The organism is Agathobaculum faecis (assembly GCF_014287995.1).
In the GTDB taxonomy this organism is placed as follows: Bacteria; Bacillota; Clostridia; order Oscillospirales; family Butyricicoccaceae; genus Agathobaculum; species Agathobaculum ammoniilyticum.
The window spans coordinates 1-22243 of sequence record NZ_JACOPL010000022.1; the positions used below are offsets into that span (position 1 = coordinate 1).

At 50.2% G+C, this 22243-nt stretch carries 31 protein-coding genes and 1 tRNA gene; all 32 read right to left on the reverse strand.

Going from position 1 to position 22243, the window contains the following annotated elements:
• Positions 1-72 precede the first annotated feature (72 nt).
• A complete protein-coding gene (locus H8S45_RS14365) occupies positions 73-675 on the reverse strand; it encodes a hypothetical protein (RefSeq protein WP_186950350.1) in 603 nt (200 codons plus the stop codon).
• Between the two features lie 4 nt (positions 676-679).
• Entirely contained in the window at positions 680-1054 is a 375-nt protein-coding gene (locus tag H8S45_RS14370; protein ID WP_186950352.1) for a hypothetical protein, read from the reverse strand.
• Entirely contained in the window at positions 1054-1716 is a 663-nt protein-coding gene (locus tag H8S45_RS14375) for a hypothetical protein (RefSeq protein ID WP_186950354.1), read from the reverse strand. The genes H8S45_RS14370 and H8S45_RS14375 overlap by 1 nt, the downstream gene beginning before the upstream one ends.
• Positions 1717-1866: a hypothetical protein gene (locus tag H8S45_RS14380; RefSeq protein WP_186950356.1), complete on the reverse strand. Its 150-nt coding sequence runs from the start codon at positions 1864-1866 to the stop codon at positions 1717-1719.
• 4 nt (positions 1867-1870) lie between these two features.
• Positions 1871-2476, reverse strand: coding sequence for a hypothetical protein (locus tag H8S45_RS14385; protein ID WP_054328526.1), 606 nt, complete (start codon positions 2474-2476; stop codon positions 1871-1873).
• A complete protein-coding gene (locus H8S45_RS14390) occupies positions 2473-2637 on the reverse strand; it encodes a hypothetical protein (RefSeq protein ID WP_153802408.1) in 165 nt (54 codons plus the stop codon). Before H8S45_RS14390 ends, H8S45_RS14385 begins: the two co-directional genes overlap by 4 nt.
• Positions 2638-2646: 9 nt before the next feature.
• Positions 2647-4755, reverse strand: a complete 2109-nt coding sequence (locus H8S45_RS16680; protein WP_186950358.1) for a glycine-rich domain-containing protein — start codon at positions 4753-4755, stop codon at positions 2647-2649.
• A gap of 2 nt (positions 4756-4757) precedes the next feature.
• Positions 4758-5141, reverse strand: coding sequence for a hypothetical protein (locus H8S45_RS14400; RefSeq protein WP_186950360.1), 384 nt, complete (start codon positions 5139-5141; stop codon positions 4758-4760).
• Positions 5138-7945, reverse strand: coding sequence for a hypothetical protein (locus tag H8S45_RS14405; RefSeq protein WP_054328382.1), 2808 nt, complete (start codon positions 7943-7945; stop codon positions 5138-5140). The genes H8S45_RS14400 and H8S45_RS14405 overlap by 4 nt, the downstream gene beginning before the upstream one ends.
• A 406-nt stretch (positions 7946-8351) precedes the next feature.
• Positions 8352-8888 (reverse strand): Gp15 family bacteriophage protein, encoded by a 537-nt coding sequence (locus H8S45_RS14410; protein WP_243182495.1) that lies wholly within the window; start codon positions 8886-8888, stop codon positions 8352-8354.
• 1 nt (position 8889) lies between these two features.
• On the reverse strand, positions 8890-9282 hold the full coding sequence (locus tag H8S45_RS14415) for a hypothetical protein (RefSeq protein WP_054328384.1): 393 nt from the start codon (positions 9280-9282) through the stop codon (positions 8890-8892).
• A gap of 3 nt (positions 9283-9285) precedes the next feature.
• Positions 9286-9813, reverse strand: coding sequence for a phage tail tube protein (locus H8S45_RS14420; protein ID WP_054328385.1), 528 nt, complete (start codon positions 9811-9813; stop codon positions 9286-9288).
• Between the two features lies 1 nt (position 9814).
• The gene (locus H8S45_RS14425; RefSeq protein ID WP_054328386.1) at positions 9815-10252 is read right to left on the reverse strand and encodes a hypothetical protein; all 438 of its coding nucleotides are present in this window, start codon (positions 10250-10252) and stop codon (positions 9815-9817) included.
• A complete protein-coding gene (locus tag H8S45_RS14430; RefSeq protein ID WP_054328387.1) occupies positions 10239-10637 on the reverse strand; it encodes a minor capsid protein in 399 nt (132 codons plus the stop codon). Before H8S45_RS14430 ends, H8S45_RS14425 begins: the two co-directional genes overlap by 14 nt.
• Positions 10634-10957: a hypothetical protein gene (locus tag H8S45_RS14435; RefSeq protein WP_152959513.1), complete on the reverse strand. Its 324-nt coding sequence runs from the start codon at positions 10955-10957 to the stop codon at positions 10634-10636. Before H8S45_RS14435 ends, H8S45_RS14430 begins: the two co-directional genes overlap by 4 nt.
• Positions 10936-11334: a head-tail connector protein gene (locus H8S45_RS14440; RefSeq protein ID WP_054328389.1), complete on the reverse strand. Its 399-nt coding sequence runs from the start codon at positions 11332-11334 to the stop codon at positions 10936-10938. The genes H8S45_RS14435 and H8S45_RS14440 overlap by 22 nt, the downstream gene beginning before the upstream one ends.
• A gap of 9 nt (positions 11335-11343) precedes the next feature.
• A complete protein-coding gene (locus H8S45_RS14445; protein WP_054328390.1) occupies positions 11344-11745 on the reverse strand; it encodes a hypothetical protein in 402 nt (133 codons plus the stop codon).
• Complete coding sequence (locus H8S45_RS14450) at positions 11742-12707, reverse strand: phage major capsid protein (protein ID WP_054328391.1); 966 nt, start codon at positions 12705-12707, stop codon at positions 11742-11744. The genes H8S45_RS14445 and H8S45_RS14450 overlap by 4 nt, the downstream gene beginning before the upstream one ends.
• A 15-nt stretch (positions 12708-12722) precedes the next feature.
• A complete protein-coding gene (locus H8S45_RS14455) occupies positions 12723-13205 on the reverse strand; it encodes a hypothetical protein (RefSeq protein WP_054328392.1) in 483 nt (160 codons plus the stop codon).
• A 135-nt stretch (positions 13206-13340) separates the two neighbouring features.
• Positions 13341-14510, reverse strand: a complete 1170-nt coding sequence (locus H8S45_RS14460) for a phage minor capsid protein (protein WP_054328393.1) — start codon at positions 14508-14510, stop codon at positions 13341-13343.
• Entirely contained in the window at positions 14510-15931 is a 1422-nt protein-coding gene (locus H8S45_RS14465) for a phage portal protein (protein WP_054328394.1), read from the reverse strand. The genes H8S45_RS14460 and H8S45_RS14465 overlap by 1 nt, the downstream gene beginning before the upstream one ends.
• Positions 15928-17166 carry a PBSX family phage terminase large subunit gene (locus tag H8S45_RS14470; protein WP_186950364.1) on the reverse strand — a complete coding sequence of 413 codons (1239 nt, stop codon included), beginning with the start codon at positions 17164-17166 and terminating at the stop codon, positions 15928-15930. Before H8S45_RS14470 ends, H8S45_RS14465 begins: the two co-directional genes overlap by 4 nt.
• On the reverse strand, positions 17159-17548 hold the full coding sequence (locus H8S45_RS14475) for a helix-turn-helix domain-containing protein (protein ID WP_186950366.1): 390 nt from the start codon (positions 17546-17548) through the stop codon (positions 17159-17161). Before H8S45_RS14475 ends, H8S45_RS14470 begins: the two co-directional genes overlap by 8 nt.
• A 58-nt stretch (positions 17549-17606) precedes the next feature.
• Positions 17607-18401, reverse strand: a complete 795-nt coding sequence (locus H8S45_RS14480; RefSeq protein ID WP_186950368.1) for a hypothetical protein — start codon at positions 18399-18401, stop codon at positions 17607-17609.
• Positions 18402-18479: 78 nt separating this feature from the next.
• Positions 18480-18537, reverse strand: a tRNA-OTHER gene (locus H8S45_RS14485).
• A gap of 863 nt (positions 18538-19400) precedes the next feature.
• Positions 19401-19808, reverse strand: coding sequence for a hypothetical protein (locus H8S45_RS14490; RefSeq protein ID WP_186950370.1), 408 nt, complete (start codon positions 19806-19808; stop codon positions 19401-19403).
• A 44-nt stretch (positions 19809-19852) separates the two neighbouring features.
• Positions 19853-20224 (reverse strand): YopX family protein, encoded by a 372-nt coding sequence (locus tag H8S45_RS14495; RefSeq protein WP_186950372.1) that lies wholly within the window; start codon positions 20222-20224, stop codon positions 19853-19855.
• Positions 20221-20487 (reverse strand): nucleoside triphosphate pyrophosphohydrolase family protein, encoded by a 267-nt coding sequence (locus H8S45_RS14500; protein ID WP_186950374.1) that lies wholly within the window; start codon positions 20485-20487, stop codon positions 20221-20223. The genes H8S45_RS14495 and H8S45_RS14500 overlap by 4 nt, the downstream gene beginning before the upstream one ends.
• Positions 20484-21149: a hypothetical protein gene (locus H8S45_RS14505; RefSeq protein WP_186950376.1), complete on the reverse strand. Its 666-nt coding sequence runs from the start codon at positions 21147-21149 to the stop codon at positions 20484-20486. The genes H8S45_RS14500 and H8S45_RS14505 overlap by 4 nt, the downstream gene beginning before the upstream one ends.
• Positions 21133-21435: a hypothetical protein gene (locus H8S45_RS14510; RefSeq protein ID WP_186950378.1), complete on the reverse strand. Its 303-nt coding sequence runs from the start codon at positions 21433-21435 to the stop codon at positions 21133-21135. The genes H8S45_RS14505 and H8S45_RS14510 overlap by 17 nt, the downstream gene beginning before the upstream one ends.
• A 129-nt stretch (positions 21436-21564) precedes the next feature.
• Positions 21565-21696 (reverse strand): hypothetical protein, encoded by a 132-nt coding sequence (locus tag H8S45_RS16635; RefSeq protein ID WP_256435237.1) that lies wholly within the window; start codon positions 21694-21696, stop codon positions 21565-21567.
• 153 nt (positions 21697-21849) lie between these two features.
• Positions 21850-22110, reverse strand: coding sequence for a helix-turn-helix domain-containing protein (locus tag H8S45_RS14515; RefSeq protein ID WP_186950380.1), 261 nt, complete (start codon positions 22108-22110; stop codon positions 21850-21852).
• Positions 22111-22243 lie beyond the last annotated feature (133 nt).

Genomic DNA, 22243 nt, shown 5'->3' on the forward strand with positions numbered 1-22243 from the left:
CGGTATAGCTCACCCGCGCCGTAAACTTCATCAGCCCTTTGGTCGATTCGCCCACTATGATCGGATTATGGATCACGCTCTTACCTCCTGTACGGTCACATAAACACTGATTGCCGCCGAAGGCTTGGTCTGACACTGGAATGTCAGCGTATTTGCCGCCTGTCCTGTGCATTGAATACCCGCCGCGTTATATGCAGTCATACTCGCTGCGGCGGGCATTGGAAGAATCAACTGCGCACTTTCATTTGCCGATATGCCGGAAACCGTTACGTTTTGTGTATATGGAGCCGCGCTTCCACTCCAACCAGCTGCCGGAAGGGAAACAAGCGTCGCCTTGGGCTTTCCCGCTTCCACATCAGCCTTTCTCGCCACGTCGCCGTCATTTACCGGCGCGGGCAGATTGGTCACAGCGTTTCCGCCCATATCGACCGCGCCCGTCAGCGTACCGCCCGCGAGCTTGAGGTACCTTGCGTCCGCTTCCTCCTCCGTCATGCCGCCCGAGCCGCCGGATGAGGTTTCTTCGGTGAACTCAATCACATAGGGACCGGTCCCAAGGCTTTCCGCTATGTCAAGCTCACCGCCGTTTGATGCGGTTATTGTATTTTTTGTTTTGGCGATCGCTTCATCAATCTGTGGTCCTGTAAATGTTCCATTATATCCTTCGGTCGTTGGCATGTTATCACTCCCTCATGCAAAGATACGGCTTCCCATCCGCGCAGATATACATTGAACTGTCCTGCGGGATGTAATAGTAATTATCGTTCCAGCTTCCGTCCTCGCCTTGGGCATAAAGCGAAATCCGGTATTCCCCATCGCCTTTCAGCAGGAAATCGTCGTAAACATCAAACTGCCGCTGCGTATTAGCTGGGGTCTGGGAAAAGGACGCGATCAGCGCCCCTTTCCCTCTGCCCCAATCTTCGTCTACTTTCGTAGCGCGGCACTCAAAAGCCTGATAGGCTATATCCGACTGGAAAGCCACAATTACTTTGTCAAACCCCGAAACCGCCGAAATCTTTTCCCCCGTAATGGAGAATGTCAAATGGGGCGCGGCCATTACGCTACACTCCAAATGCCTGCGGCGGTCTTAACAAACACCTTGACGATCTTCACGCTGTCGCCAGAGGATGCAGTCTCAAGATCGGTGCCGGTAATAGTGACTTCGATGGGCGTAGTCTTAGGATAGCTGCCCTCGGAACCGCTCGTGTTAATGGAACCGGCAGTCGTGGGAATGACCGTACCTGCATCCTGCGTGGAACTGGTCTGCGGAACAACGCATACCTTGTATTCCGCGAAGTCAACATCACAGGTAAAGGTGATCTTGGACTTGTTGAAGCCCTCAACCTTGGAAATCTTCGTTTTGTCGGGACCGGTAATCGTCACAACCGGAACCGCAGTATTCAGCGTAATATCGTCCGATACTTCTTCGGTTTCATTGCCTACATCGTCGCGCACCTTGATATGTACGGTTTTCAAACCGTCTCCGCCTGTCAGGTTGACGCTCTTTGTCTTTGCAAAGGTTTCCCAGCTTGCCGACGCTTCTCCATCCACACCGTCAATGCCCCAAATCTTCATCTGGTAGCCGGTGGTTACTTCATCCGATAAGCCGATCGTCAGCTTGACCGCCGTACTGGTTGCGTACAGCGCTCCGTCATTAATACTTAACGTCAGGCCAGACGGAGCCGTGGTATCAAGGGTTAAGTTAAAATAACTTGCCATTTATTCATTCTCCTTTTCATCCGCATTCAGCTCGAGGTAAAAGCATCCTCCCTGGCGGGTATAAATGATTTCGTTTCCAATTGCTGCGGTTTTTATCCCCATATCCTTTATAAACAATTGGGATATTGCATCAGCACCGACACTTATCATCCCCTCACCCCCTGATCAGGTACAGCGTCCTTGCGTCCTTTTCAGGAAGCTCCTCATATTCCGCAAGGTCTAATACCTTTATCACGTTGATTTCTTTGGACGATACATTTCCCGATCCTGTACCACTCGGAAGCGGAACGTCGGATTCTTCGTATTCATGTGTGTCCGTGTTCCAGATCAGCCAAAATCCATTGTCGCCCGGCATCGGGGGATGGTCATTCAGTTCTTCCAGCCGCTTTTCATAGTCGGAGAACTCAGACGGAATCGTCGGCCACTGTGCATCCCCTGAAAGGCTGTCCGGTATGTATGGATAAATCTTGTTCGTGTGCCGGACAACATCCCCTTGTGTCCCTCTAAGCTGCATGGTGTAAGCCACGTTGCCGAATGCAAGCTGGTCGTCTGTCAGGACAGCACCAATGCCCTCATCCATTGGCGACAGGCGTATGATATTGAGGTTGTCCCCTACGGACACCAGCATGTCCCACTCGTATCCCTCCGGCAATTCACCGACAACATAGAGGGCGCGGGAGTTATTATCATACTGCCGTGCAATTACGTCACATGACGCGGAGAGCGTCCAGTTATCGAAAGTAATTTCAGGATAATTCACACTGTAGCCTCTCCCTCCAACGCCGCAATGCGGGTTTCAAGCTGCTGCACCTTTTCGGACAGTGAGACATTGGCTGCGGCCAGTGATACATTTGACGCAGCGATCTTATCCAGCAGCGTGTCTATATCTTCGCCGCTGTATTTGCTTGTGTAATATGACATATTCTCACCTCACACCACCAGTTGACGGCCGAATTTGTCCAAAAACAGCTTATTGTTTTTGTCTCTGAACGCACCGCCCAAGCTGCCCTCCTTGGGTTGGGAATAATACAGGATAACGCAGCCGTCGCCAGCCGCACCTCCTGGGCCTCCGGAACCGCCGCTGCCACCAGTTCCAACCCAGTCTGCCGATGGAACTGTACCGCGCGGATAACCGCCGCCACCGCCGCCACCGCCACCGGCTCCACCAATCCCGCCTTGCCCGGGCACTGATTCCTTTTCTGGCGGTATATTTGCCGCGCCTCCGTCGCCGCCTGCTCCACCAATACAGTGGTATCCTGGGCCATAGCCGGTAATACTATCCACCCAATCTACCATGCCATCATTACCATCTTCTCCGTTTCCACCGTTTGCAGCGCCGCCACCACCGCCGCCGCCTGCATAGCCGCTCTTCCCTGCGTGTGTTCCACTTTCCCGCTTTTTGTATTCGTAATTACCACCTTGCCCACCAATGAAGCTTAATACATCTGCACCATTAGAGGCTCGCGTAGCTGTTTCGCTTTTTGTTCCATCGCCGCCTTTACCACCTTCCATTCCGTTTTTCCCTTTGGCTGCATAGGTCACTTCTGTGAAAGGATCTGTAAATCCATTGGGCGATGAGGCTCCGCTTGCAGTAGACAAGGAGCCGAATGTTGTATCCGTTCCGTTTACTCCCGCAGCGCCTCCGATTCCTATGGTAATCGCAAAGGTGTCGCCTGGATTCACATTTAAAGTCGATTGAAGGATTCTCCCGCCATTTCCTCCCTCTCCGCCTTTTCCTCCAGCACCGCCTGTGCCTCCCTGGTTACTCTGTTTGCCATCTTCGCCTTTTTCTCCCGTTAATCCACCCTGTCCACCGCTGATCAACACAGCCCTGACACTTGTCACATTGTCCGGCACAGTCCAGTTACCCGAGGCAGTCAATATCTCCGATTTGTCGTAATACTCCACATCCCCAATGTTCTGCGGCTTGTACCCGACAAGGACTGTCTCGTTTGATTTCAGCTTTTTCGACATTGTGATATCCGAGGATTCAATGCAGCCCTCTACCGTACCGCCATATGGATGTACAATGCTCACCACATCGCCTGGGGATTCGCTTTGCACCAGCACATCGCTTACAATGCGCTCGTTGCAGGAATAGTAGTTTACAAGGCGGTCGGCAACGGCGTTTGAGTTGGCAAGCGAAACAAGCGTCGCGCTCTCAACCTTTACCACGCTGTCCGACTGGTCTATCAGGTCCCGCGTTTTCGGTGCGATATCCTTGATCACCTGTCTTGTGGTATGCACATACTTCTTGCCCGTCAGCTTCCCACTACCCGCAGTTACAATCGCGTAATTTGCACCGGATTCCGTAATCCTGAATCCGTCTGCAACAAGGTCATAACACGGCTCGTCAAATGTGATCTTATCGCCAGCCGATGCGGTACCCTCAAACAGGTCTACTGTTTCCGTCGCGGTCTGGTTATAAGCATGCTCGGTTACGATAACCTGCGTCACGGGCGTTGCGTATTCGACCGAGCCGCCGCTGTACATATGGTCTGCATCGATCTCCGCTGACTGGGAATCCCATAACCCCTCTATGCGGATTACCCCGTTATAATCCACCTTGAGCGTTGCGCCGATCGCAAACAGGACTTGCGTCAGGTTCTCGCGCTTTGTGGCGATGGGGAGCCAGCCATACAGCTTGATACTCTTGATATTGTTCTTTACAATAACGAGATACGGACTGCAAATATCCGTAACCACCTCGTCTACCGTCTGGCCGGTATAGATGCCTCCGTTGTGATAGGATTCGTCTAACAGGCCGACGGTGGAGGTGCAGTCAAAGCGGTAGGTGTTGATATTCTCTCTGGATATCTTTTGGACATAAAAAGTCCCCATTTGCGTATCATCGTGAAAATACGTCAATGGGGTATTCCTTTGAAATTGTGTCAGCGTCGTATCGTCGCTTGTTACCTCAAAACTGAACGCGTCGATCTCAAGAGAACTCGACAAAAGCGACCGCGCGTAGTAAGGATTGCCGCTTTTTATTGCGGATTCATCAAATGTTTTATCTAAGTATTTGATTATATTTCCCATATTCATGTCCTCTGTGGTGCCATTGCAACAAACTTAACGGAAAGCCCTGTCCAGTAGGTTTCGCTTGCGTTTTTGCGCGCAAGCGTATCCTGTCCGGTTGTCACATACATTTCAAAGGTGGACATGCCCTGACCATACGGTAAAATGGCTATATGGCTGTCAACCGGAGCAGAAAGCACTTCATACAAGCTGTCATAGTCTGAATAGTGGCCAATCTTGGGGTATATCTGCAATTCATAGTTATAGAATGTACCTGTAATATCTCGCGTCATTCGGCCAGACGTAAGGCGGCCTGCATTTTTACCGTCCAGTATATCAAAGCTGCGCTTTACGCCACCGGCGGGAACGAGTACGTCATACTCCACATCATCAACGGTCAGGATCATAGCGCACCCCCTGTCACAAGATTCATCCCTCTGCGGCGCGTTTCGGATGAATTATAGTTTCCGGTAATGCGCGCGAATTTCTGACCATCAATGTACAGATCGATAGGCGCATTCCCATTCGCTCCACCGCGCTCTGCCAGAACCTCGGAAAGCGCTTGTTTGATCGTTGAAAGCGGTGCTTCAATATTTGTTCCTGCTTTTTGGTCGCCCAGAACGGCGAGGAACTCATTATTCGGGCTGATTACTGCGCCGGATGCGAGATGGGGAAGATTATCAAGAGAGTATGCGGACATCGCATACCCCCCTATGCTTCTACCGCTGACAGAGGCACCAGTTGCAGCCCTTTTATTTGCGCTATTGATATTGTGGATAACCATTGCAATTCCCGTTGCGATTGATGCAGCGGCTAAGAGCGCGCCTGCGGGGCCAGTGATTGCCCCAAGCGCAACAGCCAACGCTGCTACTGCTGCCACAACACCATATATGACTGTCGTTACCTTTTCTAAGGTTGTCATGTTTCCCCATGCTGCTGTAACAGATATTACAAGCCCTAAAATCGTAGCCAGAACAACCGCCATCGGATTAAGCGATGCAACTAATTTGGCTATTCCGGATATAATTCCTGCAATTTTCCACGCAGCAACAAATGCCACAACCAATTCGATTAATGTTTGTATTACTTCTGGATTCTCTGCCAAATAATTAAACAGATTTGTTAGGAGGCCGAGTAATGCAGGAAGTGCAGTCTGGGTCACCCACGTAAGGAAGGGCAGTACTTTGCTTTGCCATATTGATTGAACCGCTATGCCTATCGCGTCTACTGCACCCTTGAGTGAAGTTAAGGTAGACGCAACAGCGGAAAGAAGCGGCTCAAAGTTGATGCTTGCCGCCCAAGCCGCAGTCGCTTGCACGATACGGTCAATTGTGCCGACAATGCTATCAATAATGCCAAGAATCGCTTCCCATATCTGAACGCCGTTGTTGTTGGCCTCCCATGCAATTTGAAGCTGTTCTGCTATATTGCCGATAGCCGTAGCGGTGTTTTGCACGATGGAAAGAATATGCGAGAAAATGGATTGCCCCAATCCCGCTTCATTCCACGCTATCAAAAACGCCTGTCCTATGGAATTTGCAAAGCTGGCTATCTGCTGTACCATCGTCATGATCGCGCTCAACATAGCCTGTCCGGCATTACCATTTTCCCACGCAGCGAGGAACGCCTGACCAATGGATGCTATGATCTGGATTATGGTATTGAGCAGATTCATCAGGGTTTGCAACATTTGTTCGCCGACGTTGTTCTGCTCCCACGCCGCCCTAAAGGCATTTGCAATAGCGCCTACGATGTCAAGGATGGTTTGAAGCAGAAATTGCAGGTTATTCAGTGTTGCTACGCCCGTGCCATTCGTCCAAATACTCATGAACGACTGGCCAATTGCAGAAACCATGCCTTTCAGGGCTTCCAACGCGGCTTTCGCTGAATCAATAGTCGCCTGCCCATATTGCGCCCACGAATCCTGAAACACTTTCCAGAAGTCGGTCAACCATTGCGGCATGGGGATTTGTGAATAATCCGTATCAAATTGCGGTTCGCCTGGCTTCGGCTGCTCCTGCTTCTCCGTGCCATTGCCGAGCTTTTGAATGGTGTCGAAGCTGGCAAGGGCTTTTTCCGCATCCTTTGTCGCCTGCGTCGTCTCTTCCGTCGCCTGCGCCTGCTGATGCAGGGCATCCGCATTCTCCTGCGCCTTTTGTGCGGTAGTGCCAAATACAGACGCAACAAACTGCGCCATCTGCGCCGTGACCTGCGCCAAGGCTTTCATCAGCATATTGAGCCATGGCAGGATAGTGTCATAGATCGGCTGAAACGCCGTCAGCAGATTGCTCTTGATCTGGCCGAATGATTTTGCGAAATCCTTATTTGCAAGCAGCGCCTTTCCCAAATCCTCGGTTAAGGCAGTCAGCGCCCTCGATATAATATTGAAAAACAACGCGCCCGCAACAATGCTGCGGAGACGGACTGCAACGGCACTTGCCTTTTTTCCGGTCTTATCGAGCGCTTTGGCGCTGGATTTCCCGAATGAACTGATTTTGTTTTTCGCCTTATCAGCCGCCGCCCCGATGCCGCTGCCGAGATTCTTTTTCAGGCTCCCGAAAGTGTTGGCAAGGGCAGCTTTCAGCTTGCCTATAACACTGTTGTTCTGCCTGATTTTCTCATTTACCGTATTCGAGAAGTCGGAAAATTCAGCTTTTGACTGTTGCAGCCCCGCGCGCATGTTCTCAAGCTTGACCTGCTCATTGGACAAATTACTCTCAAGATTCTGCCCAACCGTGCTGTTCCGTGCGCTCTCAACCGTTTCTGCCAGCGTTTGACGAAGCTGCGCGGCTTTTTCATCCGCTTTTCTCAATCCCTCGGCGAGGCGGTCCGATTCTGCGGTAAGGGCATTCAACCTTTGCGCGGATTCAGAAAACTCTTCCTGTGGAATCGCGCCCACGGCAGCCTGTTTGAGCTTTTCGCTATATTCGGCCTGCGCAGAATATGCTTTTGCGTTTACCTCTTCAAGCTGCTGCGCCAGCTTTTTTGCCTCGGCTTCCGTCGCTTCCAAATCAGTCTTCATTTTCAGCCCGCGCGCGCCGCCAGAGGACACTTTTTCCCATTGCGCGGCAAGCTTCTTGACTTTCTCGGCCTGACGCTCTACGGCGGCAGTCTGCTTCTCAATGTCCTTTGACATTTGGGCGATCTGCTTTTTGGCCTGTTCGTCGCTTACGGTAGCTTCTATTCTGATGGAGCCGTCTGCATTTGCCATTCAATCACCCCTTTCGTTCAAAATGGGTATAAGAAAACCACCCTACGATGTGTAAGGTGGTCTATGTGTTGAGTTGTTTCTGCCTTGACTTTGGCAGCGCGCATGATATAATATAGATACAAAGGGCGCAGTCGGTAGACGGTTAGCCCCCTGAAGCATTAGAAGTAGCCGCTTCATTTGGACGTGAGGGCGGCTACTTCTTTTTATTGTCTAAAATACGCTCGATAAGTACGAGTACAATGACAAGTATTACGAGATATTCCATACAACCGCCCCCTTTCAGGGGCAAGACTTAACCGCCTACCGTTGGCACGACTGCGCCCGCCCCCTTATGGGGGCTTTTTTATTATATCATAGCGCGTTGTCCAGTGTCAATTTATAAGGTTTTTTGCAAACGAAACAGAAATTACCCATCAAACTGCGCCCAAAACGCTTCTACTGCCTCTTTTTCTTCATCAGAAAGCGCAGGCGCGGGGGTCAGATTCCGCTTCAACCGTTCATAATCATGCTTTTGCTTGCCCTTCATTTTGCTGGTATCAGTACCCCGTATCTGTATGGCATGCGATAGTGCGCTGCTTTCATCAAGGCTATCTATCATTGCCATAAACTCGAACCAGTGCAGCTTGGTTTTATGCAATTCGATTCCAAACGTTTGTCTGAATGATGAATACAGCCGCGCTGCGTCAAAATCGAACCACATAAGGCGCTTGCCGCCGCTTTCCATCTCCTTTTCCTCTCCGCAGCGCATGAACCACGTCAGGCCAGCAAGCGCAGTTTCAAGCGGCGGCAGGCTTTTCCCATAGAGGAGGCACAGCGCAACCCATATCCGATCTTCTTCTGATAGATTGGGATCATCCAGAACGAGGGATACCTGGATGCCGATACGGTAATCCGTCCGGATCAGATATCCCTCATAATCCTCTGGAAGCCGGTCAAGCAGCATGTTATACACTGCCGACACGCTCCGCACTGTACTTGTTCATATTGGCGACACGCTTGTTGGTATGCTCCTCAATAAACGGCAGCAGTTTGGTAAACAGTTCAATGAACATATCAGAGGACGGGAGAACATCACCAAACACCTTTTTGCAGGTATCTTCCCCGATCAGCGCATCCGTCTTATCGCGTACTTCCTCATCGAACTTTACAACGTCGTCAATTGTTTCTGCAATATCGGCTTTCTTAGCTGAAATCGCCTCTGCCCGCGTTTTGATATCGTTCAGAAGCCCATAAAAGCCTTTTACAAAACTGTCGTCAGACAGCGGCAGGCGGATCGTGTCGCCCGCGTCGTTTACCTCAATCACCTTAACGCCATTGTTAATTCTGATACTGTCCATTTATTACACCCCTACTCCATCAGCCGTAAATGTCGGTTTGCCAGACGTAATTTTTACCGTCCCTGGGATCGGGTCGCCTACATAGTTGAGCGTAAACTCCAGCGTCGGTGTCTCACCGCCCGCGCCGCCATAGGTATCGACCTGTACGGAAACCTCCTGTACTTCTGCCTTGTATGTGATATCAGGGCTTTCTCCTGTAGAATCCCACATATCAATATTGAGCAGCCAGGAATGCGAACTTCCGAGAGTGGCACGGCTTCTCCGCTTCTGGTTCACATACTCAAACACCTCGTCGCCCTTCGTACACTGCTGGGATACGCTCATGGTGGGCTGGTATCCGGTAATTTCCGTTGTGGCCGATTCCGAGATAATGTCCTGCTCAGTTTCGGTCTGCGCGCCATAGTCAGTTGATGCCTCGGTAACGTTTTTGCCAAGACGCGCCCATGTTGCTGCCGAATATTCTCCAAACGTCTCTCCAACATCAAGAAAATGTGCAATCAGCGGTCTTTTAATTTTTTCTGTTACTGCCATATTAACCTCCTACTTCATATTCCATTGTCATCAGGATTTGATAATCTTCAACTTTATCTTCGTACCTTGCAAGCAGGCTCGCGGAAGATGTGCGCTGCACGGTGGTGACGGTTTTCCCATCGTCCAAGTCTGGCCAATTCTCCTCGGCCCATTCGCCAAGTTTATTCAACTCGCTTTCCGCGTCTAACCGTTCTTCGCTATCTGTGGGCAGGGACCTGTACAGTATCCCGAATTGGTACTGTGCCTCATAGCTTCCATCAATGTACTGTGCTGTCTTATACGCCCCCTGGATGGTCGTCAAGCTTATCCCTGACCTTTCCGGCGGGAGATATTCAAACTCGATAGCAGGGCTATGCTTTTTCAGCCACAAAAGAACGGCGCGCGATATGCTATCCTGTTCGCGTGCCGTTACATAGCTTATCTTTTTACTTGTCGGCAAGGATTTTCTTCACCCCCTGCTCCCACTTCTCTTCGTTCACGGCTTTGCTTACTTCAAACCAGTGTGAGGTCGCTTGTGGATGCATTGACTTATTAAATATTAAGTTCTTATCTGTCAGTGCTTTCCTTGAGCCTTTTCTGGCATAGCTACTTCCCGTTTCAGGGTCTATCATCAGCTTCCCATAATACAAATAGCGCGCATATGGCATTGCATATACAATTGCATTCCCGTCACGATGGACATTGGTTGATAAGGCTCCAGTGAGCGCAGGCACAAATTGGTCGGTGTCTTTAATAATTTCTTCTTGCAACCAGGCATTCGCTTTTTTTATCCGTCCATCCAGCACATCATCCGGAATATCGATAGCAAGAGAATACCGTATCATTTACCACCCACCTCCCAATGCTGCATCTGCGGCGAGCCATAGTCATACCGCGCAACCGAAGTCACGCGGTACACCTCATGCTTCTCCCTGTTCGCCTGATAGCTCCCCTCGTCCGGAACGTCGCCATAGGCGAAGTAATCCGTTTCAGGGTCGAGCCGCAAATCCGGCGCAACGGAAAACGGGATATGCAACGTCACTGTATCCGCACTGTTCATCGCCGTTTTGGAAACGGATGTGCCGCGCGTAGATTCCAGCAGGACACCGGAAAGGACTGTCCGGCCGGACGGCTGGAACAGGGTCACAGTGTGGGGTAATCGCATGTCCCACACCTCCGTCCCCTGTACAACATGCCCGTTCTTGCAAGGTACTGTGCTGCAGCGCTTTTCAATTGTGTTTGGGATTCCTGCGATGCCTCCGCACCGCCACGATAGCTTACAGACCACGAGCCTACGCTTTCGCTTTGCTTTTCCTGTTCTTCAATAGAACGAGATTGGTACGCATCGATCACGCGGTATTGTTCCGCAACAGCGCAGCAGGCCATTTTCAACGCATCAAGGCTGGGGTTTTCCCCCGCCCGTCCCTGCGTGTAGTAATCCAAAAAGGAGCTTGCACGCAGCGCAAGGCGAGGGAAATCACTTTCTGTGATGTCTGTTCCCAGATATGCTGTTTTGTAATAATCATAGTCTGCGTAAACCATTACGCGCCCTCACTTTCTTGCACGGCTCTTTGATTTGGTCTGCGTCTCAAAAGATGCCTGCTTAAAATTGAACGTTACCACGCTGCTATCGTCTACGATCACTTCAAACGTGTCATTCCGCGACACCCTGAATATGATGTCTGGATCGAATACGATATCCTGCTTTGTGGGTGTCCCATTTTTCTTGAATGTCATTTTGGTTCCAGATTTGGTGAGGTGGAACGGAAAGTAATATCCGGCTTGCTCCTCCGGCTCGCTGCTAAATCCAGTAAAGCCAGTCACATAATGGAACGTGCCGACCACTTCTCCGCTCTGATAAACTTTCAGATCGTTACCCACCATATCGGAAACCTGTTTCCCCAATAGGGTCTGACTGCCGGGGAAAAGGGTTAGAGTGTCAGACCCGATCATTCCCCCGCCTTGTAGCTGGCAAACGGGAACGGATTGGAAAGGCTGGCGTTAAACGCACTCTTGGGATTTGCAACCTCCCAACCGAGACGCATAACTGCACGAAGCGCAACCATGTCGTTCTGCATGAGGTTATATGTGATATCCTTGGTGGACGGGTCCTGAATCACACCGCTGTCAAAAATCTTGAAGGTCATGTCCTGCCGAATCGCATAGATAAGCTGGTTCCAGTCACCGACAATCATGAGGGACTTGGTTGCGTCAAACGCACCGTTGTTGGGGAAGTACATGTCCATTCCATCCAGCGCATAGCGGGTGCTGCCCTGCATATCGGTTTTGAAAATGGGCTGTCCGTTCGCATCCACAAGGCCGCGGAGCTTCGCCCGCATACTGATTGCTGCCATTGCGCCATTGGGGATGAATCCATCCTCTTCAACCTTGGCGATCACGCCGCCCTCTCCCATGATATCCTTGAAGATATTAGCGGTCGCGGTTACTTCGTTGCTCGCCGTGCTGATGGATGGGACAAGCCCATCACGCCAAGAGGTCGGCTTGTTGACACCAAACAGAATAGCGGCATCGATAACCTTTCCAAATGCTTCGGTCAGGCGCGGTCGAACCTCACCCCAAATGTCATAAGCACTGTCGTCCAGCACCGCTTCGGGGATAGGTACGATAACAGCGATTTCCTCTGCCGTGATTTTCTTATCTTTCCACGCCATCGTGGTAGTCTGCTTGAAAGCATTCTCTTCCGCACCGCTTGCAGTTGCCTCGCCGTTCACAAAGTACGCCGTGGGCAATGCGTCAAGTACATTGATGGTCTGCGTCTTGCTGCTCATGTTAGGCAGACGGCGAGCCATCCTAAGCACGGCACTCTCCGCAATCGCGCCCTGCATAATCTCGCGGGTCACAGGCTCAGGGATAAGCCCGCCCAATTTTGTTCTGTCAATTGCACTTACTGCCATAATCTAAGTCTCCTTTCATTTCAGCGCTCCACGAATGAGCGCGTTCATCATGCTGTTTTCCGTTTGTTCTTTTGTTCCGTTGCCGCCAACAGGCGCAGTCCAGTCGAAAGTGGGATTCTTGCGATCTGCTGTCAGTGCATCCACAGCCTGCTCGAAGGTGGTCTTGTCATCCACCATCTTTCCGGCTTTGAATGTGATAAACTCCGCTTCTTCGCCGGAAAGACCTTTTGAAGCGACGTAATAGCTGCGCCTCAGTTCTTCAAGTTCTGCTTGCGTGGTTGTCAGCATACCGGTAGCGTTATCCGCTTCGGTTGTTTTCGCTTTTAGCTGCTTCGCAAGTGTTGCGGCTTCACTTGCTTTGCTGTCAAACACGTCTTTCTTGACATACCCGCTTAAATCTACTGCATCGGGAATCTGTACGCCAAGAAGTGCAGCTACTTTTTCGTCGGCGGTCATGCCATCGAATCCCTCAATCGTACTGGTGTCAATCGTTGCCATGTCAATTCTCCTTTGGGTTTTTAAGACTTCTCTGTCTTGTTTTGGGTTTCCCGACTTCTCTGTCGTTTGGGTTTTAACGTCTTCTCTGACAAAATGGGTATAAGAAAAGCGCCATGCGTTCGCACAGCGTTTGACTTATTCAATTATTTTAGCGCGTTCCCATTGTTCCGGCAGCTTTGCCGCCTTACTGAACGCCCTGTATTTTCGTTGTAAGCGGGTGATGCGGGCTTTGGTTTCCTGTTCCCGCTCTACCATGCCAGCCGCATTGTAGCCGATCCTTCGGCGCTCCAGTTTGCGCAGCGTGCGCTCGATCTCGCGCTGCTTCTGCGTCGCTTCATATGCGGTATACCGCCGTCCTTCATAGGTGATAGGCGGCGTGTCAATTTCCTGAAGCTCCTTATCGGTATATGCCCGCTCGGATACACCTTCCAGAAAGGCGTACTTTCGGTGTCTGCAATTAGCTCCCTCCAATCCATCGACAGCGCCCAATCCACAAACTGTGTATATGTTCGGGTATTTGCTGTCCGAGCGCGTACTGTAAACTTTGCCTTGCCAGCTTTTATGATTTTGCCAGCCAGCGCCTTTATCGCGCGCGCCTCGATGGGCTGTGACCTCATACAGATCGGTTTCCAATACCTCCGCTGCCGCTTCCGAATATTTTGCGGTAACCTGATTCAGACCTGTCATAATTGCACGCCTTGCGGCCACATCCGCATGATCTCGGTGTCCGCTGGCATAATCTACAATGCTTATGCCGCTGTCCGCTAACTCCCGAACAGCGTCTTCCATTGCCTGCTGCACGGTAAATGAACCGGAATATACTTTCAGCTCGGCTTTATCGAGCGCCGCCTGATATGCCTTTGCAATGGGCTGAAATGTTCTCACGCTTCCACTCTGCACTGCAAAGCCAAGCGAACGGGTGATATTGCGGTATCCGTCAAGCGTCTGCGCCTTGATTATTGCAATATCCACAGCGGACACAAGGTGCGCTGGCATGGTAATGCTTGCTTTATCCGCTAAGCTATCGTAGTATCTCCGGCTCATATCGACTACTCTGTCAAGCGCTGCCTCAACCTGCGGAATTGTGCTTTTGGTATTTTCCGCTATGCACCTTTCTATATCATCCATATCCAAACCAATAGAGCGCAGGATGCGGATATCATTGACTGCTACTTCATTTAGCTCGCCTGTCAATCGGAACCGGCTGCATATCTCCCGCAGGATATCATTCTCCAACCCATGCACCGCATCTATGATCGGTTGCGGCGCAGCCTCCAGGTATTCCGGTGTAATGGGAAATTTCATTATTCAACTTCTTCCTGCGGTTCATCCGTCATATCCTCCATCTTCGGCAGCATCTTCTTGGCTGTCTCCTCGTCCTCGTTCATCCACTTAGCCCGAAACTCCCAATCATTCATAATGCCGGCGTTCAAAAGCTGCATGTCTCGTGCAAAGTCTGACTGCTTATCTTCGATAATACTGTCGTCAAAGTCTATGGATATTTCTACGTCCTCATTCAATCCTGCACTCATTGCTGTATTACCCAAATGCAGGATGATTCGACATAGTTCCACAAGCACCTGCTCCAGAATGATCTCATGTTTCTTAATGGTGCGAAACAGGGTGCTATTCTCGCTGACGACTTGGGTGGCGGTAGCCACGCTGCCTTGATCGAACCTGTAATGATTCTCTCCGAATCCGCACTTGCTGGATAATAAATTAAGCTGATCCTGTACCCCTATATTCAATTCTGCTGTTCGAAGCTGCGGGCTGATCGGCTCGACAACGTTTCCCTCTTTCGTATCCTCTGGCAATAGATAAAATCGGTTGTCTGCACTATTAACCGTTGGCTCTCCGTCTATATAATCCGTTGCTGGCATCTTCACCATTAGCAACAGCGCGCCATTGTCAAACTCATTTGCATAACAGTTATAAGCCTTGTCTACCCCTATCAGCACATCAACGGCATTCGCAAAGACAGATATTCCAAGCGGAATGGAGTAATCAAAGTTGTTTGCAATGTTGGGGCGGTCAATAACGAATTGACGTTTATCGGACTTTGTGTGTACTACAGACGGGACGCGTTCAAATCCCTGCACATCCGTCAACGATAATTCCGTATCCAAATTGTTGTTACGGTAGCGGTAAATTCGGTTCTCAATGTCATACAAGCCGTTGACCTTATGATGGATTTGCAGGTAGCAGTAATCCTCGCCGCTGACCGTGACCACGCTGGAAAAGGCGCACTCGGTGATAATGCCGTTCTGCCATGCGATAGGCCATATGTTTTCGATCGTAACATAGTCCAACACGATACCGCTCGCGCTGCCAGGGGTAGGACCTGCCTCTGTGGCTTCCATTCCTACCACACGCGGAATAAAAGCTACTGTGCCAAGCGCGAAGGCCATTTCCTGCAGTTCGTTTGACTTTACAAGAAAATTGTTTTCCTCGAATGTACGGTTTATAAATTTTTGTTCCTTTTCCCCCTCTAATGTGATAGAAACTTTCTCATTCATCAGGAGATTTGCCCAATCCTCACAGACTTTCTTTGCCATGCCAAGCGATGCTCTTTCGCATTTTGCCCATTCATGGCCATTGTACCTTCTGTAAGTATGGATGCCTTTTACTTTTCCTATATACCAACTTTTCCATTCATCTACTTTTCGGTAAAAGCTTTCGTCTACGGTAGAAAAGCCTAATTCTTTCAGCTTCCCAATTACATTCATGCGGTCGCCCCCATTATCCTGCATATACGTTCCAGTGCGTATCGCGTAGCATCTATCAAATGGTTGTCTTTGTCCGGATACCCGCTGATGATCTCGCCATCCTTATTTCGCTCATATTCGTAATTGACAAATTCATCGTAGGCATGTGGTGTGCGGCGGCGGTCAATGACTATCTTTCGGCGCTGCAACCACTTCATGCCATAATCTACGCTGCCAGGGCCTTTGACTGCTTCTTTTGCCGGAAGCCCCATCGCCCGATAATCCGCTGAAGACTTCGGCTCTGCGTTGTCGCATGTAATATAAGCGTCTCTATATCCTTTTTGCAGTATCAGCTTTCCGCTTGCATCGTTTGTCAGCTTGTTCTGATATATTTCGTCAATAAAATAAATCGTTTCTCTCGCTCTATCATAATGAAGCCGGATAAATGCAAATGGATCGGGAAACCATCCCCAGTCAACGCCTTGGTAGATGCGGTCAAAAGATGCGATTTCTCTATCTGTGATTTCACGCAATTCCAAATTCTCAAATACATTCCCGCCGGTACCGACTGCTTCCCCCAGATATTCGTGCCGGTATGCCCGCTCATCTGTGGCTTTCAGGTGTTCAGCTTCCGTGATAAACTGCTCTCCCAGCCATTCGGACGGTGCTTCAAGGTATGTGCTTTTGTGACACAACCTGTCTTTACGTTCTTCCAAGCTGTCTTTATTCGCCCAATTATCACGGCTGATAGGAGGGTTATAACTCTCAAAATTCCAAAACTTAGACCCTCCGCGCATAGTAGATTGCAGGATAGTTCGTATCTCTGCCCGACCGGCAAACTGGTCTTTCTCTTCAAAGTGTGTCACCGCGATATACCCAAACGGCACCTTGATAGACTTTATTTTCATCGGGTCGTCTGCACCGCGAAACATAATTTTCTGCCCTGTCGGTCGGTATATCAGTTCCATCGGTTGTACCTTTGCATCCCAATAGGCCGCCATACCCAACTCACCTATCGCCCATAAGTACTGCGCGTATACGCTATCGCGGATGGTATTGGCCACTTTGCGCAGCACAACAGCATGCGTTCCTGGATTGGCAATAAGTATCAGCGGGACAAGCAGCGATACGCAGGAAGATTTTAACGAGCCCCGCCCGCCGGATAAGTCGTAATGCGTGTGTCCATGTTGAAACACGTCGCGCGCCAGAAAGTGAAACGCGGGACCTATCACAGATGATAGTTTAGTTTCAGACATCGATTATCACCTTTACTCCATTGTCGTTTCCGCTTCCCGCTTCCTGTGTCGTCGTCCACTTATCGATCAGCGTGCCAAGGGCGGTTGTAATCTGTGCCGGTGTCGCCTCGGCCAGCTTGTCCTCGCTATTCAATACATCCAGCCCTTTGTCAATAATCTCGCACACAACGCCGCGCTTACTTTCCATGTATGCTATGATATCAGCGGTATTCTCTTCCTTTTTTCGCTGCAATTTTTGTCTAATATCTGTATCATTCGTGACAATGTTCTTTACTGTCTGCCTTGATACGCCGTGGATTTTCGAGACGGCATTATAGCTGCCAAGTTCAACATAATCCGCAACTATTTTCTTCCTCTGTTTATCCGTCAGCCGCGCAGCCATAACGCCACCTCCAATCTGCGCAAAACAAAACCGCCATCCGTCAGGATAGCGGCTTTCCTTATCCAAGACTTGCAATTATGTCGCGCTCCCTATCGGATAGCATCCACTTATGCGCTGCATCACGTTCAGCCACAGCGCGTTCAGTCGCCACACATTCAGCCGCCGCGTGTTCAGCCGCAGCGCGATCCGACAATAGCAGCCCTGCTCCGAAAATGGTTTTCCCGTTTTTCCTCTGTGCGTCCAATGCGGATATTTGTATGCAGTCTTTTCTCCGAACCTTAAAATCGATACCGTATTTACTGTACCTCTGCATCATTGCCGCAGTCACAACATGATCAGGATAGTCGTATTTCGGCAGCGTCCGCACCTTTTCTTTCCGCAGTTCTTCGACCACGCTATTAACAGCCGCGCCCAATGTCGGCGCTGTCTGCATTACAACATCGTCGCCGAGGTTCGTGACAAATGCCGTTCGGACGATTGCACCGTTCTCGTACTCAATTCCTGCATTGCAAATAATATGATTCATCCGCATGTAGACCTTTTTGCCTGATAGAGCAGTAAGCGACGGTGCAAATAGGAAGAATGAGATCTCCTTGTCGAGATAAAACTCGCATATCTTCACCAAAATAGAAAACGGCGGATTGTCCAGCACAACACATCCGTCCGGATACGCGAATTTTTCATAGTCCCCGTCCGGCCAAAAAGGCCGGACAATCGTCTTCGGATCGATGTTGTATTCTGCGCACGCCCAGTCTTTTACCGCATCATATACAAGCGGCGGCGTGTAACAATCATCTGTTGTTTTCTTCGGCTTGAACTTTTCTACAAACTCTTCATATGTCTTGCTTTTCATGTTTCCTCCAAAGCAAAAGCACCCTCGATTGAGAGTGCTTTTTTATTCGGGCAACTTCTCGCCCGCACGAATAAATTTGGGGGACAGCCGGAATCGAACCGGCGCGCATCCGCTGTTGCGCTTTCCCAATGTCCCCATATACCCGCTTATCGCGGGTATCGCCCGCCCTGCACACACTACGCCAAGGAAAGGGATTACTCACCTCTCTTTGTCATGTAATTTAAGGCACATACATGGTGCGTGCTGCGCAGGTGCAGGCTTCTTCTCTTATGCGAGCTATCGCGCCGCATACGTCCGGCTGTCGGAGGGGAGCTGCCCCGCACCTCCCAGCTTCGCCAACGAATAGGAGGCGTTCCACACTGGGAGCTTCACATGTGATCGCGCTTGCCCCGTGGCCTTTGGTGCTTCGGCTTTCGCCTCGCCCCGCGTGGGCGATGATCGGAAACAGTTTGCCCCGCCGCCCTCATGCGGGCTTAGGGACATGTTGATATGCGGGTGAGGATTTGCACCTCACATGAGTGGATTGCTGTCTAACGCCCGTCGCGCATTTCTGCGGCCTGCAAACACGAGGGACTATACCCGCACCGCCAGCAGGATAATAGGTGCCACTCTACCCGTCACCATAGCGTCTACCTTATTCCGCCACCGCATATTCTACATTTGTTCTTTTATGCCTCTGTTAAGCGTTGCCCATCTCTCATCACCTACCTCATGGGGCGGCGTGACGGTAATGAGCCGCCACGCTTCGCAGTTTGTGTATACCCGCCCTGCGTCGCTTCGCATCATGCTCGCCGCATATTGCCCGAATAACCCGTCGGGCGCGGGAAAAACTATGGCTCCCCCTCTGCCTCATGCAGCTTTGGGGGCATGTCCCGCCCAGCACCGGCCGGACGGGTAGAAATGGAGGAACACATGAATTTCAGGCTGCAATCGGCATTTCCATATACTTTTTGCTATTATACATAATAGCAAAGATTTTCCGCACAAAACGCACACATTTCATTCAAAAAAGCGTTTTACCTTCATCCTGACAGCACTTTCCTTATTGTTCACCATTCCAGCAGTTTTCACCCAGCTATATCCCTTTATGTAGTGGTAATGGATAATCTGCCTTAGCTGGCTGTCCTCCAGCCCGTCAATAAAATCCTCTATTTGTTCAAGCTGTTCTGCCACCTCTGCGCGGCGGCGTTTCAGACGGGCTTCTTTTTGTAGTATCCGCTTGTTCGGCCTGGTCTGTACGCCTGTTATCGTGACCGGATGCTCTGTATATGGGTACTCTGCAAACGATCCGCGCACCGTGTCTTTCACCGACCCGCCGTATTTCTTATACAGCGCGTTCAGCTCCGCTTCCCATAGCTTCTTCTCTTTCATCATCGCTTCGTACTGCTCGAGCTGTTTCAGGGTCACTCCCATACCTCCATTCCAAATATTTTTCGATTTCAGGTGAGTAGTCAGTCACTTTGTTCCTGCTCCCCGTCGTGGATGTTGCCGATGATCTCACAGTAGTATGCCGTCTCCACGCTCCTTCTGCGCCAGTCATGTGCCATCTGGAAAATCGCATTATTTTCGTTCCACTCTACTGTGTATATTGAGTTCTCGTGCGGGTCATAGACGTTGTCCCCCTCAAAAATCTTCTTCCCGTTCTTATCGGTCAGGCCGGTGTACTGGCAGACCGTGGAGGGATCAACTTCAACACGCGGCCCTGTAATATCATGAATATCACAAATTTCATGTACATCAAGTACGCCTATTGGGCCTATGTAATACCCTTCCACCCATTCGCCATCACTCAGCCGCCTTGCTTTGAAAAGGATCTCTCTCATTGTTTCAGCCTCTCTTCCAGCCGCTCCAGTTTTTCCTGCTTATACTGTGCTACAATGCTTTCGCAATCGTGCAGTATCATCATCTGATCGAGCATGATAAGCACATCGGCGATTTCTTCAGCAATGGAAAGCTGATTGTCTTTCCCTCTGGCGTGCTTGCACAGTTCCTTTTGCAGTTCGGACATTTCTTCCATGACCATGAGCGTTTGGGCTTCTGCGCCGTATGTAGAAAGGGCGAGGCGGTATAGTTCGGTGTTAGTCATTCCGCACCTCCGATGATCTCGTCAAGGGTGACGGTTTCGCCGGGGCGGAGCGAGGGGAACAACTCAGAATCAAGAAAATAATCCACAACAACATCTTCGCTTGTCAGGAACAAGTGAGTCACACATCCATCTTTTTTTCTTACTATATCGGTATACTCTGACATAATACGCCGTATCGCCTTAGCGTCCTCCACCTCCTGCTCCGTCCAGCGGGGTTTGCGGATGATGCGGTCGGGGTTGTTAATGATGTAGCACAGTTCTCCGCCAGTGACCGAACCACCTTTAGCATTTCTTATTTCTCCGTCTGTACCGACAAAATAAACCTTGCATTCGTCAAATGGAAAATCGTTGAACTTGAAATTTTCATTGACTTCCACCCCAAGCACCTCGCAAATTCTCGGCTTGTCCATGTTGGCCTCCTTTTTAACTTGGTCGATTTCGACCACTTTATCATCCTCCACCACCTCATAGCCCATCAGGCGGGCGGCTTCGTTAACCCAGTTTTTTACCGTCTCTATATCTCGGTTAAAATTGGCTATGTCCTGGTCTTGGACTTCTTTGGGCTTATCTGCCCACAATTCCCGTCCTGCTCGTTGCCCATAAAAGAACTCCCATTTGGACAGGATTTCAAACACTTCGCCCGTCTTACTCCGAAACTTCATGGTCGGCCTCCAAAATTTTCTTTAATTCCGAAAGATGATCTTTTACCTTCCGAATAAACTGTTCATCCAGCAAGCCAGCTTTTTCTATGTTTTCGTTCCCGCCCAGGGCGGAAAACAAAGCAGCTGTCTTTTCCCACGCAGCAGATTCAGACCACTTTTTAAGTTCCGTTATAGTCTTTGCAGATAAGTGCATAGGCATGGTATCTATCACCCTCCCAGCGTAAATTTTCCACCAATCCAGCCAAATAGCTTGTTGCCGTTCGGCTGTCCATCCAATGTTCTTCATGTCCGAAAATCGGAGTATATTCGCTGTATGTATGCAGATCGGTCTGAATGCCTCTTGCGGACTTTGCGTATCTTTCGTTTGGCTCTAACCGCTGCAGAAACATATTGCCATCCATGATTGCAAACTTTTTCAATCTTTTTTCCTCCATTCTTCGCATGCATCTTCCGGCTCCGTGAAGTCGGCGCAGTACGGGGAATCTCCGTTAAAGCACACGCCCTGATAGTCCTCATACCAGGCGCAGGTGGCGCAGCACTTGGTCATGCTCGGCCTCCTCAAATTTTACTGTACCGCATTTAGGGCAGATATACAGATTTTTGTGCGCCTCTACTGTGTATATATTTCTCATCATGCCAGACGGGACGAAGTTTTTATATTGTTCAAATGGCTTGTCTTGCTCGTATCCACAGATGCACTTCATTTCAACATCCTCCACGCTTCTGATATTGCGTTTATTGCGTCTCGCTGCTCCTCTGTCGGCTCCGGCACAGGCAGGTTATTCTCTACCCTGATAAGCGTGTCCAGCGATGCCACTACATCCGCAGGCGGTTCTGCCCGCCCGCACTCATAGCCGCTGAGCTGCGCCGTGCCGAGGCGCATAATCAGCGCCATATCATACAGCAGCATGTCGTGTCGGAGGCGGTATGCGCGCGCCTTGCGCCCAAAGTCAGTCAGCATCCTTCATCCCCTCCAGTGCGGCCTCGGCCTCTTCGCGGGTCAGAAAGACGGTTTTGCCAAAGTCCTCAAGGCTAACCGCTCCTGAATAATCTAGTCGTAGATACTGCTCGTAATCATCAATATTGACACTTTC